Origin of the sequence: Microcystis sp. M144S2 (assembly GCF_020246065.1) — a bacterium.
Classification (GTDB): domain Bacteria; phylum Cyanobacteriota; class Cyanobacteriia; order Cyanobacteriales; family Microcystaceae; genus Microcystis; species Microcystis ichthyoblabe_A.
Window position 1 is genome coordinate 1 of sequence record NZ_JADBTR010000100.1, and the last position, 14,305, is coordinate 14,305.

Annotated in this window: 11 protein-coding genes and 2 pseudogenes; 8 read left to right on the forward strand and 5 right to left on the reverse strand. The window is 42.5% G+C overall.

Going from position 1 to position 14,305, the window contains the following annotated elements:
- Positions 1–211: 211 nt before the first annotated feature.
- From IM462_RS12165 to IM462_RS12175, 3 genes and pseudogenes are all read left to right on the forward strand, one after another.
- Positions 212–1,177 (forward strand): o-succinylbenzoate synthase, encoded by a 966-nt coding sequence (locus IM462_RS12165; protein ID WP_287658848.1) that lies wholly within the window; start codon positions 212–214, stop codon positions 1,175–1,177.
- A pseudogene (locus IM462_RS12170) lies at positions 1,153–2,495 on the forward strand (2-succinylbenzoate--CoA ligase). Before IM462_RS12165 ends, IM462_RS12170 begins: the two are co-directional and overlap by 25 nt.
- 244 nt (positions 2,496–2,739) lie before the next feature.
- Entirely contained in the window at positions 2,740–4,212 is a 1,473-nt protein-coding gene (locus IM462_RS12175) for an NADH-quinone oxidoreductase subunit M (RefSeq protein WP_287703746.1), read from the forward strand.
- A gap of 62 nt (positions 4,213–4,274) precedes the next feature.
- Here the strand turns inward: IM462_RS12175 and IM462_RS12180 are convergent, their stop codons facing one another.
- Positions 4,275–5,438, reverse strand: a complete 1,164-nt coding sequence (locus IM462_RS12180) for a cysteine desulfurase family protein (RefSeq protein ID WP_287703748.1) — start codon at positions 5,436–5,438, stop codon at positions 4,275–4,277.
- A 145-nt stretch (positions 5,439–5,583) separates the two neighbouring features.
- Between IM462_RS12180 and IM462_RS21240 the strand changes: the two are divergent.
- Positions 5,584–5,694, forward strand: a pseudogene (locus IM462_RS21240) (recombinase); the annotation flags it as partial.
- A gap of 230 nt (positions 5,695–5,924) precedes the next feature.
- Positions 5,925–6,488 carry a DUF4334 domain-containing protein gene (locus IM462_RS12185; protein ID WP_287703750.1) on the forward strand — a complete coding sequence of 188 codons (564 nt, stop codon included), beginning with the start codon at positions 5,925–5,927 and terminating at the stop codon, positions 6,486–6,488.
- Here the strand turns inward: IM462_RS12185 and IM462_RS12190 are convergent.
- The 3 genes from IM462_RS12190 to IM462_RS12200 form a co-directional block, all read right to left on the reverse strand.
- Positions 6,467–6,889: a M67 family metallopeptidase gene (locus IM462_RS12190; RefSeq protein ID WP_287703752.1), complete on the reverse strand. Its 423-nt coding sequence runs from the start codon at positions 6,887–6,889 to the stop codon at positions 6,467–6,469. The genes IM462_RS12185 and IM462_RS12190 overlap by 22 nt on opposite strands.
- A gap of 67 nt (positions 6,890–6,956) precedes the next feature.
- The gene (locus tag IM462_RS12195; RefSeq protein WP_287703754.1) at positions 6,957–8,219 is read right to left on the reverse strand and encodes a glycosyltransferase; all 1,263 of its coding nucleotides are present in this window, start codon (positions 8,217–8,219) and stop codon (positions 6,957–6,959) included.
- A gap of 77 nt (positions 8,220–8,296) precedes the next feature.
- Positions 8,297–9,292 carry a formylglycine-generating enzyme family protein gene (locus tag IM462_RS12200; protein ID WP_287703756.1) on the reverse strand — a complete coding sequence of 332 codons (996 nt, stop codon included), beginning with the start codon at positions 9,290–9,292 and terminating at the stop codon, positions 8,297–8,299.
- Positions 9,293–9,379: 87 nt separating this feature from the next.
- On the opposite strand from IM462_RS12200, the gene IM462_RS12205 reads away from it, so the two are divergent.
- The 3 genes from IM462_RS12205 to IM462_RS12215 all read left to right on the forward strand — a co-directional run bounded on the left by IM462_RS12205 (position 9,380) and on the right by IM462_RS12215 (position 13,888).
- The gene (locus tag IM462_RS12205) at positions 9,380–10,720 is read left to right on the forward strand and encodes an ArnT family glycosyltransferase (RefSeq protein WP_287703758.1); all 1,341 of its coding nucleotides are present in this window, start codon (positions 9,380–9,382) and stop codon (positions 10,718–10,720) included.
- A gap of 173 nt (positions 10,721–10,893) precedes the next feature.
- Positions 10,894–12,603 (forward strand): 2-succinyl-5-enolpyruvyl-6-hydroxy-3-cyclohexene-1-carboxylic-acid synthase, encoded by a 1,710-nt coding sequence (menD, locus tag IM462_RS12210; protein ID WP_287703760.1) that lies wholly within the window; start codon positions 10,894–10,896, stop codon positions 12,601–12,603.
- Between the two features lie 55 nt (positions 12,604–12,658).
- The gene (locus tag IM462_RS12215) at positions 12,659–13,888 is read left to right on the forward strand and encodes a hypothetical protein (protein WP_287703762.1); all 1,230 of its coding nucleotides are present in this window, start codon (positions 12,659–12,661) and stop codon (positions 13,886–13,888) included.
- 6 nt (positions 13,889–13,894) lie between these two features.
- Here the strand turns inward: IM462_RS12215 and IM462_RS12220 are convergent, their stop codons facing one another.
- Positions 13,895–14,305: a salt stress protein, Slr1339 family gene (locus IM462_RS12220; protein ID WP_287703763.1), complete on the reverse strand. Its 411-nt coding sequence runs from the start codon at positions 14,303–14,305 to the stop codon at positions 13,895–13,897.

Consider the following 14,305-nt stretch of genomic DNA (forward strand, 5'->3'; position numbering starts at 1 on the left):
AGACCTCTTGCAAAAGTCTTAAGTCGATCCTTGTACAGCAACATTTTTGAAGATTATCAACTACTAATAAATAATTAACTGAAAGTCCCTCCCATTATTGTTTCTATCGTTTGTTTTCGGATTTATGCAAGAGGTCTACTGTTTACTGATCACTGAAAGGTCTCCTGTCTCGACTAGGAAATTAATTTTTCACGACTACTTATAGTTAATCATGTATTTCTGGCAATTTCGTGTTTATCAGCGTCCTTTGCTGCGTCCCCTACAAACCCATCACGGACTCTGGCAAATTAGGCAAGGAATTATTATTCGCTTAGAAGCTGAAGATGGACGTATTGGATGGGGAGAAATTGCTCCTTTACCTGAATTTGGTTCAGAAACATTATCGGCAGCAATATTATGCTGTCAAAGTCTCAAAAATCCCCTATCAATAAATTCAATTTTTTCTATTCCTGAACAATTTCCCGCTTGTCAATTTGCCTTTGAATCAGCTTTAGAAGATTTAAGTATAGAAAATCAATCAAGAGAATTAGAACCGAAAAAGTATAGTTATTTATTGCCCACTGGTGCGGCAGTATTTCCCTGTCTGGATGATATTTTAGCCACCAATCAAACTAATACTTATAAATGGAAAATTGGAGTCAATTCTCTCAAGCAAGAGTTAAACTTATTTGAAAAATTAATTACCCGATTACCCAGGAAAATTAAATTGCGTTTAGATGCCAATGGGGGATTAAGTATTACTGAGGGTAAAATCTGGTTAAAAATTGCCGATGAATCTAAAATAATTGAATTTATCGAACAACCTTTACCCCCGTCTCAATGGTTAGAAATGTTGCAATTAAGTCAAGATTTTACCACAGGGATTGCTTTAGATGAATCCGTAGCCAATCTTCGACAAATAGAGGAATGTTATCAACGGGGATGGCGAGGAATTTTTGTGATTAAACCTGCTATTACTGGTTCAATACAAGGGTTAAGAAATCTTTGGAGAAAATATCCCTTAGATTTAGTATTTTCCTCGGTTTTAGAAACTAATATCGGCAGAAAATCCGCTCTACGTCTAGCACAAGAATACCCCAGAAAGGAGCGAGCTTTAGGTTTTGGTGTGCAACAATGGTTTAATAATAGTGACCCCGATTGGTTGGAAAAACTGTGGACGACATCAGCGAACAATTAGCATATCTCAGTCAAAAAGATTGGTTATATGGATACAATAGCCAGAAATTTTATCAATTATATCAGTCCTATTCTCGGCAATTTATCGCCGCAGATAATCCTCGATTAACTCTACTTCTGTCCGAAGGCAATCCCCTTAAATTCTTAGCGATATTCTTGGCTGCCGTCAGGGTCAAAAGTTGCCTATTTTTAGCTAATCCCGACTGGAAAAATAACGAATGGGAACAGGTTTTCTCTCTGATGCAACCCGATTATATTTTTGGCGAAAATATCAAGGTTTTTAACTATAATTCTCCTCCTGTCAATCCTGTGACTAATTCTCTGATGATACCCACGGGAGGAACATCGGGAAAAATTCGCTTTGCTATCCACAACTGGTTAACTTTAACTGCTTCTGTCAAAGGTTTCTCTGAATATTTTCAAGTCGAACAGGTTAACTGTTTTTGCCTACTGCCTTTATATCATGTTAGTGGTTTAATGCAGTTTCTGAGAAGTTTTTTAACGGGGGGAGATTTTGCTGTTATTCCTTACCATAAAATCAAACAAAAGCGCATAAATAATCTCAATCTTCAAGATTATTTTATCTCCTTAGTTCCCAGTCAATTACAATTTTTTCTAGAAAATGATCCTCGATGGTTAGCCAATTTTAAAACAGTTTTCCTAGGAGGTTCCCCTGCATGGCCATCTTTACTAGAAAAAGCTAGAGAATATAATATTTCCCTATCTCCCACCTATGGAATGACGGAAACTGCCTCACAAATTGTCACCCTTAAACCGGAAGATTTTCGACAAGGAAATAATAGTAGTGGACAGCTATTACCCCATGCTCAGATAAAAATTAATCCCGATAACCAGAAAATTATTATTGAAGCGAAATCTTTATTTTTAGGCTATTATCCCCATCTTAATCAAGCAAGCTACTTCGAGACCGATGACTTAGGTTATTTGGATGAAAGTGGTTATTTATATATCATTGGTCGCGATAGTCAAAAAATAATTACCGGAGGAGAAAATGTTTATCCTTTTGAGGTAGAAACTGCCATTAGACAAACTGATTTAGTTAAAGATGTGGTGGTTTTAGGGTTGCCAGATTCTCGATGGGGACAGATAATTGTGGCTTTTTATGTACCCGTTAACTCTCAGATAAACCAGACAATTATTCAATCTCAGATTAAAGATAAATTAGTCAATTATAAGCTGCCGAAACATTGGATAAAATTACCAGAGATACCAAAAAGTCCCCAGGGGAAGATTAATCGAACCAATTTAATTAAATTAGCTGAAACTTTTTTGACACCGAGTCAAACCCCGGACGATAATTATAGCAGTTATCTTAATGGTGAGTTATGAGGGTTTCCTAAATTAGCGTCATTTTCCCAGCCAAAAGCCAAGGGATTTACTCGGTATATGGCGACAAAATCGCCATTTTTTGCCGAGGAATTGCTGGTAATGGCAATCTCTGGCTCATTTTATTAATGAATGTTAAAAGTTGATAGCTATCTTGCTAAAGATTGACCGCTCAGGCAATAATGGGAAGGTTTATCATCCCCATTAAAGTAAAGAATGCTCAACGCTTTTATTTGGCTACCGATTATAGGGGCGATACTGATTGCCTACACGCCTCTAGAGGCGAAAAAAGTGCGAGGATTAGCTCTAACTCTTGCTGTCGTTCTCTTACTGCTTAATATTCTCCTTGGCTGGCAATTTGACCCTAGTAACCCGCAAATGCAGTTCACGGTTAACCTGCCTTGGATTAATTTCCTCGGTTTCAATTATGCCCTCGGTGTTGATGGATTGTCATTCTCATTACTTTTTCTTAACAGCATCTTGACAATAATTGCTCTTTATGCTAGTGGTACAGAGGTTAACCGACCGAAATTTTACTATTCTCTGCTCTTGTTACTCAATGCCGGAGTAGCGGGGGCCTTTCTAGCGCAGGATTTACTGTTATTTTTCCTATTTTACGAATTAGAAATCGTCCCGCTTTACTTTCTCATTGCCATTTGGGGGGGTCAAAGACGCGGTTATGCGGGCATGAAATTTTTATTATACACGGCAATTTCAGGCTTTTTAGTGCTAATCTCTTTCCTTGGCTTAGTTTGGCTAACTGGTGCTAATAATTTCGCCTATAACCCCCTTTTATCGAACAATTTAGACGTTAAAACCCAATTACTGCTCCTTATTCCCCTTCTGATTGGATTAGCCATCAAAATCCCGATTTTTCCCTTTCATACTTGGCTACCGGATGCCCACGTCGAAGCATCTACCCCCGTTTCTGTGCTTTTAGCGGGAATATTACTCAAATTAGGAACCTATGGACTGCTGCGCTTTGGAGTCGGTTTATTTCTCGATGCTTGGGTGACTCTCGCCCCTTGGTTAGCAACAATAGCAGCTATCAGCGCCCTCTACGGGGCCAGTTGCGCTATTGCCCAAAAGGATATGAAAAAAGTGGTCGCCTATTCTTCCATTTCCCACATGGCCTATATTTTACTAGCGGCGGCGGCCACCACCAGATTAAGCATCACCGCGGCGATTTTGCAGATGATTAGTCACGGTTTAATTTCCGCTTTGTTATTTTTGTTGGTGGGAGTAGTGTATAAAAAAACCGGCAGCCGGGATGTGGATTATCTACGCGGTTTATTAAATCCAGAAAGAGGTTTACCAATCACGGGAATGTTAATGATTTTAGCGGCCATGGCCAGCGCCGGCATCCCCGGAATGGTGGGATTTATCGCCGAATTTTTGGTCTTTCGTGGCAGTTTCCCGATTTTTCCGATACAAACGCTCTTATGTTTGGTCGCTAGTGGTTTAACCGCAGTATATTTTCTCCTGATGATTAATCGGGTTTTCTTTGGTCGTTTAACCCCCGAATTATCGCGCATTCCTCGCAGTACCTGGCCCGAAAGATTTCCCGAAATTGTTTTGGCTTTATTTATTATTGTTTTGGGATTACAACCGAGTTGGATGATTCACTGGAGTGAAAACCAAGCATCAGTGTTATTAACTGGCACGGCAATTAGTCAAAGGCAATCATAGAACCATCTTCCGGAATTTTTCAAACCTAGACCGAAACTAACTTGTGGATAGGAGCCGAAACGTCAAAAATTTTTGGCCTTGCGGAGGGAATTAACCGTTAAAACCACCTGTTCCCCCACCAGTTCAATTTCTTCTAAAGTATTAAAACGACTCAACCCGAAGCGCAGGGAGGCATAAGCGAGAGATTCGGGGCGACCCAAGGCAGTTAAAACGTGGGAGGGGGCGGTATGGCTAGAAGAACAGGCAGAACCGGAGGAAAGCGCCACTATTGGCTGTAATCCTAACAATAACGCCGCACCGTCCACCCCTTCAATACTAATATTCAAATTTCCGGCTAATCTTTGGCTAGGATGACCATTGAGATAAATTCTGTCTAATTGACTGATAATCTCCCATAAACGGGCTTTTAACTGATTTAAGTAGCTGTTATCTTCTTCTATCGCTTTGATGCCCAATTCTACCGCCTTGGCAAAACCGACAATTTGTGGTGTAAACAGTGTACCCGATCGCAGTCCTTTTTCCTGACCTCCCCCTTGAATTTGAGCGGCGAGACGGACTCTGGGATCCCGGCGCCGGACGTACAGCGCACCGATTCCCTTTGGTCCGTGGACTTTGTGGGCAGTTAAGGACATCAGATCTATATTCATTTCCTCCACATCTAGGGGAATTTTGCCGATTGCTTGGGCTGCGTCCGTATGCAAAAGTACCTGATACTGGCGACAAATCGCCCCAATTGCCGCTAAAGGTTGAATCACCCCAATCTCGTTATTAGCAGCCATAATTGACAGCAAAATCGTGTCAGGACGCAAAGATTTTTCTAGTAGTTCCAAGTCAATTAGGCCATCAGCACCGACGGGTAAAATTGTCACCTCAAAACCCAATTTTTCCAGATAATGACAGGGATCTAAAACGGCCCGATGTTCTGTCATCACCGTAACTATATGCCTTCCCTTGGCGAAATAAGCTTCGGCAACCCCTTTGATAGCCAGGTTATTGGCCTCCGTTGCTCCACTGGTAAAAATAATTTCTTCGGGGCTACTATTAATAGCAGCGGCGATTGTTTCTCGTGCCTGTTTAACCGCGGCCTCGGCTGTCCAACCATAGACATGATTAATACTACTGGCATTACCAAAGTGTTCGGTAAAATAGGGCAACATCGCCGCCAGAACTTGCGGATCTAGGGGTGTCGTGGCGTGGCAATCTAGATAAATCGGCTTTTGAGACATATTTTTGGCGTGTGGGGGAGCAGGAAGGTCTTGTCTATGATGGAATTGATTAGTTGGGTAGATGGGATAAATGGGACTTTTGCAGAAGGCAAGTTCTCCGACCCTGTAATTAATTATAGGATTGGCCACTAGAAACGGTCTTAAGATTATAGATAAAGATGATTTGCGAGAACTTAAAGAAACCATCAAGGAAGAAATGAGTGAATGGCTGGAAACCCTAAAGCGATACGATGACCCATTGAGTGAAGATAAGTAGCTGGTTACAATTAAATTAAAAATGGATTTTAGGTTCGATCCCCCCTGCCCCCCTTGATAAGGGGGGTGCCGATAGGCGGGGGGATCTCCCCTTAATAAGGGGGGCATCTGACAACTTTTAACGCCTACCTACTTATGTCGGATGTTCGGTGATTTTAACCGAGGAGCAATCCCCCACCCTCTAGGTGAGAAGCTATAATATCATGGTCGGGACACAAGAAGAGCGAAACAATGACAACATTAGAATTAGAAAGCTGCCAGTCGATTCTTAAGGCTGGTAAAACGACGACAGAAATAGCTTTACAATTGTTTGACGCTCTCGAACCCGTGAGTTTAGACTTTATGCTCGGTGTTTGGCAAGGTTCTGGACTTGAGACAAATCACCCAATGGATGGTTTATTAGAAGCATCTAATTGGTATGGTAAAGAATTTGTTGATACTGAGAATGTCCACCCCCTGTTATTTTTAGATGGTCAGGGAAAAATTTTTAAGGTAGCACCTAATCCCACGGCCATGAACTGGATTTTGAAGCTGCCGATACTGAAAAATAATTCTCTGAAACCTTTACTGATGCTGACCAACTCCTTGCTGAAAACGCAGACAAGTCAGGCTAGACTGCGAATGATGGAATATCGGGACAAAGTCAGCGCCACGATGATTTATGATTATTTGCCGATTAATGACTCTTTTCGGAAAGTAGATGATAATACGGTGCTGGGAATTATGGATTTTAAAAACTTTCCCCAGCCTTTCTTTTTTGTTCTCAAGCGATGTCAAAAACATTTTAATTCTTGAGGTTGGATTTGAAATTGTTCGCGCTCGTCCAGTTGCCAAGCTTGTAAATCGATCGCTCGCCCTGAAACTACGGAGACAATTAAATAAGTATATCCTGACCAGGCTAATTGGCGATCAATTTCCGAGGGAATGGCGGCATGATCGGGATGGGAATGATAGATACCAATAATTTCTAGCTGGTTTTCCCGGGCCGATTTTTGAGCTTGTAAAAGCACTTCTGGGGCAATACTAAAGCGGTTTCTTCTATTGCCTGACCAGTTATTTTCTGTTGCCTGTATGCTGATAACTTCGGCTGCTGTCTCGGTAATTTTTCCTAGGAGTAACCCACAACATTCTTCGGGATAGGTGGATTCTGCGTGGGTGAAAATAGACTGGTAAATTTTTTCTGTAATCAGGATCATAGGATGGAGTAAGCGGGTTTCAAATGCTATTGACAACAGGGTAAACGCATTTTTTGCTTCTAGCTGGCTATTTTGTCACCCGCCAACTGAGTTTAAGATTAACCCAAAAGTTCCAAACCGTGACGATGGCAATCGCAATAAAGTTAGCTAGATAGCGATTGATTCCCAAACCGTTAAAGAGAAGGTTGAGCAGCAGTACGTTTAAAATTAAACCGGCTAAACAGATCAAATTGAACTTGAAAAATCTTTTCCAGCGTTTATTCCAACCCCGTTGACGAGCGGATAAATCGCCAAAAGTCCAGCGATCATTCCAGATAAAATTATTAATAATTGCTAATTCGGCGGCGATGATTTTACTGCGGGTTAATCCCCAACCCAAAGCGGCGGGATCACTGAGAAGATAGAGAAAGGCCATATCGACAAAAACCCCGGTTAATCCCACTAAACCGAAGCGAATAAATCTATCTAAAGGTAGATTGACAATTGCATCTAAAAACCTTAATGGCTTTTGAGAGCGCAAACGCAGCAGATGGAAGATATATTCTAGCCATTGTTTCCAAGTTACCTTACTTTCCCCCTCTAGCCGCTCTTGGAAGACATAACCCACTTCTCCGATGGTTTCGATGCGGCCTTTGCCGATGACTTCCAGTAAAATTTTGTAACCGGTGGGATTGAGAATCGGACCGGCGATCGCTTGACGGCGGACCATAAAGTAACCGCTCATGGGATCGGAGACGCGACCGACCACCTCTGGCAGTAGAATTAAACCAAGGATTTGAGCGCCGCGAGAGAGAAATCGTCGCAGCAGACTCCACTCGCTCACTCCTCCTCCTTCGATGTGACGACTAGCAAGAGCTAAATCGGCTCCTTTTTCGATAGTTTCGAGGAGATTATAGAGAATTTCGGGGGGATGTTGCAGATCTCCATCGATTACTCCTAGTATCTCACCCCTTGACCCTTGCCAACCCCGCACCACTGCCGACGCTAATCCTTTTTCTCCCTGACGACGCATCACCCGCAGTTGCGGGTAATCCGGGGTTAATTTGCTGGCTAATTCCCAAGTGCGATCGGGACTGTCATCATCGACGATAATTAGTTCATACTGATCGGGAATTTTTTGATCGAGTAATTGACTGAGATTCTCGACTAGGGTAATAACGTTATCTCGCTCGTTATAGGTGGGAATAACTAGAGATAATTTGAGTAATTGCGGCGAATCTCTGAGAATATAACTATTATTGCTAATAATTCCTTCAATTTGCTCTAAAAAAGGGATTTGCAAAGAGCCGACGGGGGTGGTTAAAAAGGGATAGGGTGGAGAGTTGGTCATTCGCTTACACTCACAGACTAAAACAGGTTTAGAGACGCACAGTTTACCGGCAAAGTTGTTGAAACCAGAATTTTGAGCTAACTACTGGCGATGCGGAATCCTAATACACTATAGCGATTATCTGGACCAAATTGGCCTCGACTAGCGGAGCGACATTCCCTCAATTCTGTCCCCCAACCACCTCCACGCAGGACGCGATAACGATTGCCGGTGCTATTAGGATCGGCCGGCCATACTTGGTCATCGTTGGGAGCATTGTTATAGTTGCGATGCCAAGGATCGGCACACCATTCGTATAAACTGCCGTGTAAATCGTATAATCCGAAGGCATTTGGGGGAAAACTGCCTACAGGGGTGGTTTTAGCTCGAAATTCGCTCTCTCTTTCCACTGCGTAGGGAAATTTAATGGCATAGTAGTTAGCGAATTCACTGGTAAGGGTGGCACCAAAGTAGAAGGGTGTGGTAGTGCCGGCACGACAAGCATATTCCCATTGTGCCTCGCTTGGGAGCCGATAGTTTCTGCCGGTGGCCCTGGCAAGTCGATCGCAAAACTCGATCGCATCATACCAAGAGATGCTATCGACGGGTAAGTTATCCCCTTGGAAGTGGGAGGGATTGGGGTTTAAATCGCGGTTAATTTTGGGCAGATTAGCGACAATTTGCCATTGTTTTTGGGTTATCGGGTATTTACTCAGGTAAAAACTGTTCACCTTGACTAAGCGCTGGGGTTTATCACTACCAGTAAAGTCTCCTTTTTCTCCGTCCGGTGTCCCCATGATAAAAGTGCCAGCAGGGATAGCAATCATCTCTAATCCCGCAAGAGTTTCGCTGTAGTATTCGGCACTGCGGGAATTGCGCTCGATCACGAAACCGCTAGGATCGAGAGTGACGGTTTCAAAGGAAAAGCTTTGTCGGGGGGGAAAAGAGGAATTTTGGGGGGGTTGCGAGGGTATGATTGCTGTAGCGGTGGAGGGGGAAAAAATATTTTTTCTATCTAGAATCGCTGCCAGTCCGACTCCTGCACCGATCAGACTGATCCACTGGCCAAATTTACGTCTGTTTACTTTAATCATCCCGATTTTTCTGTCATCATCACCCCATCCATTATACCATGAAATTCTGACTCTTATTTAGTCACTGCCACCTATACTTAATAATCAATGCCCAGCTTTTTGACTGTCCATAAACATTGGTTGATTGCAGCAATTATCACCTGCTTAGGTGCTTTTTTGCGAATCTATAATTATGATTCTTTGCCTCCAGATAATTGGACTGCTGACGAATATGCTTTTGCTTGGAGTGGCATGAGTTTATTACAAACGGGTATCCCCACCAGTTGGTCATGGTTAAGTCCCACGGATAATTTTCCTACGGTGGTTTGGGAAGCGAAAAATATCCGTTATCGTTTGGTGACTCCCTGGTTTGATCATCCTCCTTTATTTGGTTTATTGGTGGGTTTATTTGCTCTTTTAGGAGGAGCAAAGACTTTTTTTGATTGCAGTTTAACTATTATTAGAGTCCCTTCTTTACTCTTAGGTATTGCTGCGATAGTTTTGGTCTATTTACTCGCTCTCAAGTTGAGTAATTTATCGATCGCTATAATCGCTAGTTTAATTTATGCCACCAATCCCAATACAGTTTTTCTCTCTCGGTTAGCTATTAGTGAAAATTTAATGATTGTTTTGTGCTTATTGGTTGTCTTACTTTATTGGCAATACTATCAAACTAAGCAGAAAAAATATCTCTACATCGCCGCTTGTTTAGCTGGTTTAGCCTGTTTAGTCAAAGTAACAGCTATTTATTTAGTAGTATTATTAATTGTCCTCTTGATTTACGAAAAGCAAGGACGAGAGGCCATTTATATAACTGCGATCGGTGCTTTCTTTTTCTCTCTCTATTTTCTCTACGGTGCCATCTATGACTACGATTTCTTTCGGAAGATATTTCAAGAACAATCCCTGCGCTTCGAGGACTTTAACTTTGTCAAATATCTAACCACTCCCACGGTATTTTTCGAGGATGGTTGGCTAATTTTTAGCTGGTTAACCCTCTTACCCTTTCTCAGAAAGAATCCCGCTAGTCCCCAAGTTAGATTACTCGCTTTACCAGTAATCCTCTACACCTTAATTTTAGTTGCCACGGGAGCGCAAAGTCACTTTTTTACTTGGTATATGATTCCTTTTTATCCCTTTATGTTTATTATTCTAGCCATCTTTCTTGATGATTTTCGCCAAGAAACGGACGCATTAACTGCCTCAATTATTTTTATCTTTCTGGGAGTTTGGTCGATTCATCTCAATCTGACAGCATGGATCTTATCTTCTCCCTACGGTCGCTATTATTTTATGCTCGGTACAGCAGCAATTCTGGGAGTATTCTATCTCAAGGATATCTTTGGTTTCTTTAAAAAATTCTGGATTGATCGCTTTACTTTCCTGTTATTCTTGGCGCTGCTGGCAGCTAATATTAATGTGGTATTAACCTATAAGTTTTCCGGTTAAAACTTGGTGACAAGGGAACCCTAAAAGGGATAAATTGACCTAGGAATCGAGAGTAAACTTAACCCAGATCGCTGACTTAGGAATAACTTATTCTTGGCCAGTTCCAGCCAATGTTAAATTTATTAATAGACTCTTTAACCGATTGTCCCCTAACCTTTGCACTGAACTGATAAATGTCGCTCGATTTTCGCAATCTTAATACACTTTGGGGTTCTATTTTAGTCGAAACATTGGCCCGTTTGGGATTGAAGATAGGGGTGGTTTCTCCCGGATCGCGATCAACTCCTTTAACGGTAGCCTTGGCAAGACATCCCCAGATTGAAGCTATTCCCATCTTAGACGAGCGCTCGGCCGCCTTTTTTGCCCTGGGATTAGCCAAACAATTGTATCAACCGGTGGTTTTAGTCTGCACTTCTGGCACTGCCACGGCTAATTTTTATCCCGCAGTCATTGAAGCAAAAGAAAGTCATGTCCCTTTATTAATTCTAACCGCCGATCGCCCCCCAGAATTGCGTCATGCTCACGCCGGTCAGACTATCGATCAAGTCAAACTCTACGGTAATTATCCCAACTGGCAAGCGGAAATTAGCTGTCCTAGTGCCAATATCGAGCGTTTACGCTATCTCCGTCAAACTGTCATCCACGCGTGGTTACGCTGTCTCGATCCTGTCCCCGGAGTGGTGCATCTGAACTTACCATTTCGGGATCCCCTCGCACCAACTCCCGATCTAGAAATTAACAATTTAGAGGCTAATTTTGACGAAGAAGCTTTTTTTAGCCATATATCTCGGCAAAATATCGCCATTAATCACTCAATTCTCGAAATTCCTTCTTTACCCTCCAAAGGAATTATCATCGCGGGATTAGCTTCCCCGCAAAACCCTGAAAGTTACTGTCAGGCGATCGCTAATTTAGCCCGATCGCAACAATATCCCGTCTTAGCAGAAGCTTTATCTCCTCTGCGAAACTATGCAGGGTTAAATCCCCATCTCATCACTACCTATGATTTATTATTGCGGAATCCTGCCCTTAGAACCCAATTAACCCCCGATGTTGTCCTGCAAATTGGCGAATTACCCACCAGCAAAGAATTACGGATCTGGTTAGAAGAAATCGACTGTCCGCGTTGGATTATCGATCCCCATCCTGATAATTACGATCCTCTACAGGGAAAAACCAGACATCTCAGGGGAAATATCGAGCAATTAGGGGATTTATTCCCAGATAAAACCGATAATAATCGAGAATATCGGCAATTATGGCACAAATTCGACCAGCAAGCTAGATTTAAAATCGATCGCCTTTTGGCAGCAGAAACTAAACTGATTGAAGGGAAAATCCCCTGGCTGCTCTCCCAATACCTCCCCCCCCGCACCCCGATCTTTATCTCTAATAGTATGCCTGTTCGCTATGCCGAATTTTTTAACCCGCCTAGCGATCGCCAAATTCGTCCCTATTTTAATCGCGGGGCCAATGGCATCGACGGCAACCTCTCCACTGCTATAGGAATAGCTTATAAAAATGTCCCTAGTCTGCTATTAACGGGAGATTTAGCCCTATTACACGACACAAATGGTTTTTTAATCAAAAAATATTTTGTTGGCTCCTTGACCATAATTTTAATCAATAACAAGGGGGGAGGCATTTTCCAGATGTTGCCGATCGCCAAATTTGACCCTCCCTTTGAAGAATTTTTTGCCACTCCCCAAAATATCGACTTTTGCCAACTCTGTCACACCTACGGTATCGATTACCATTTAATCAGCGATTGGACTGATTTTCAGGAAAAAATCGCAGTTTTACCAGAATCAGGGATAAGATTACTAGAAATATCCTGCGATCGAGCTTTTAATGCTCAATGGTTCCTCAGTAATTATAGTTAATTCCCTTTTTCGAGAAAGTCAATACAATGGGTGGAAAGCGAGTTAAAAGGGTTCGATGAATCGACAAAGACGGCAAAAATCAAGACAATTTTCTCCCCCCAGATATTCTATCTTTCCCCCAGAACAATGGCGATGGGGAGTGACTTCTTTGGTGATTAGTTTAGTCTTGTCCCTACTGATTTTAAAACTGAATACCTCTAGTCTCTCCACTGCCACCATAAATATTTTTAATCCCTCCACTGTGGGGGAGAATTTAGCCGGTAAGAGCCTAGATGAGTTAGAAAAGCAGAAAATCGCCGAATTTTTGCAAATTGCCCCGCCAGAAACCGAATTAACCCTCGATCGCGTTCCCTTGTTTATTCTCCACGATACAGCTTGGAGTATGACTGCGGGTAACATCGAAGAGCAGAAAAAATATGCTCGCGGTCCGATGAAATTGGGTCCGAATGTTTACATCCCCCGCAAACAGAATTCCAGGGATAGAGATATTTTAGACTCGATCGCCCGGCCTTTTTTTGAACGTCACCGTCCCACGGCCACTTTTTATGAACAAGCGGCCGAAATGCTGCCCGCAGACACCAGAGATCAATTAGTGCGTCAACTGTGGCAACTCACCCCAGAAACTATCCGCGTCAAGGGTTTTGCTCTTGCTTTAGCGGGTGTTCCCTTGAGTACGCGATCGGCCCCTGAGTTAGAAAAAAGGGCGAGAATTTGGTTAAATACGCCTTCAGAAGCCGTTTTTAAGCGTTTAGTCAAAGAATATCCCACAAATTACTTTGATGGGGCAAAAACTACCGCATTATGGGCAACAGAAGCGATTTGTCAGCAGCTATCTCACCCTAATTGCGATCGCTTGCAGCCGGTTTTTGCCGAAAGAAATCGTCGGGTTATCTCTAGTGTTAACATTGAACTGGTACAAGCGCCAGGATCCCACTGTTTGACCAAAGGACGCTTGCAAACCCTCCCCGGTTACAGCGATTTTCAATACCAGCAAACGGCGAAATATTATCTCCTCGCAGCCTTACAAACGGGACAACTACCGCAAATTGTCAGCCATTTTGCCGTCGATAGTTTTCTGATTAATCAAGGAAAATATCCCCATTGTGACCCCCGGGGTTTTGATCTACAACGTCTCTACAATCTGATCAGTGAAGCTTTGGATTATGACCCCGGCACTGTTTATGGTATTGTCCCTCGTTACGGCACAAATATTATAGCTGGTGATAATATTTGGTGGCATAATCGAGTTTTTGATGCGGCCAATTTACCCACAACTTTAAATTAGACCTGATCATTTAGAAATATCCACTTCTCCCAAAGCTTCTAGATAGGTAATCGCCGCTTCTAAAGGAGAATCGTAGCTATAGGAAAACTCCTCAAACCAGCGTCCTTCCTCCGATTTGGCATCCAATTTATCTAACCATTGCTTTGCCTTTCTAGTTAAAGCTTCTCGCTTGCGCTGCTGTTTTAATGCCGCCGCTTTTTCTTTTTCCGCTGCCTCCTGTTGTTCCCTTTCTTGGTTTTCTAAGGCTAAAGCTTTTAAAAGCGCATCGGTAGAAGAATCGCCGGAATAATTAACCTTAAATTCGGCTGGGAAACGCTCTTTTTCTTGGCGAGAAGAAGAGGACGGCATCGGGTTTTCCCGATCCCGTTTCTGGTATTCTGCCTTCATTTGTGCCAGTAAATCTTCTATTTCTCCCAT

Excerpts from the sequence above, each read along its gene's own strand:
- IM462_RS12185 (WP_287703750.1), top strand. The coding sequence starts at position 5,925 with ATGACAACATTAGAATTAGAAAGCTGCCAGTCGATTCTTAAGGCTGGT.
- IM462_RS12190 (WP_287703752.1), bottom strand. The coding sequence starts at position 6,889 with ATGATCCTGATTACAGAAAAAATTTACCAGTCTATTTTCACCCACGCA.
- IM462_RS12200 (WP_287703756.1), bottom strand. The coding sequence starts at position 9,292 with ATGATTAAAGTAAACAGACGTAAATTTGGCCAGTGGATCAGTCTGATC.
- IM462_RS12205 (WP_287703758.1), top strand. The coding sequence starts at position 9,380 with ATGCCCAGCTTTTTGACTGTCCATAAACATTGGTTGATTGCAGCAATT.
- IM462_RS12165 (WP_287658848.1), top strand. The coding sequence starts at position 212 with ATGTATTTCTGGCAATTTCGTGTTTATCAGCGTCCTTTGCTGCGTCCC.
- IM462_RS12175 (WP_287703746.1), top strand. The coding sequence starts at position 2,740 with ATGCTCAACGCTTTTATTTGGCTACCGATTATAGGGGCGATACTGATT.
- IM462_RS12215 (WP_287703762.1), top strand. The coding sequence starts at position 12,659 with ATGAATCGACAAAGACGGCAAAAATCAAGACAATTTTCTCCCCCCAGA.
- IM462_RS12195 (WP_287703754.1), bottom strand. The coding sequence starts at position 8,219 with ATGACCAACTCTCCACCCTATCCCTTTTTAACCACCCCCGTCGGCTCT.
- IM462_RS12220 (WP_287703763.1), bottom strand. The coding sequence starts at position 14,305 with ATGGGAGAAATAGAAGATTTACTGGCACAAATGAAGGCAGAATACCAG.
- IM462_RS12180 (WP_287703748.1), bottom strand. The coding sequence starts at position 5,438 with ATGTCTCAAAAGCCGATTTATCTAGATTGCCACGCCACGACACCCCTA.
- menD (WP_287703760.1), top strand. The coding sequence starts at position 10,894 with ATGTCGCTCGATTTTCGCAATCTTAATACACTTTGGGGTTCTATTTTA.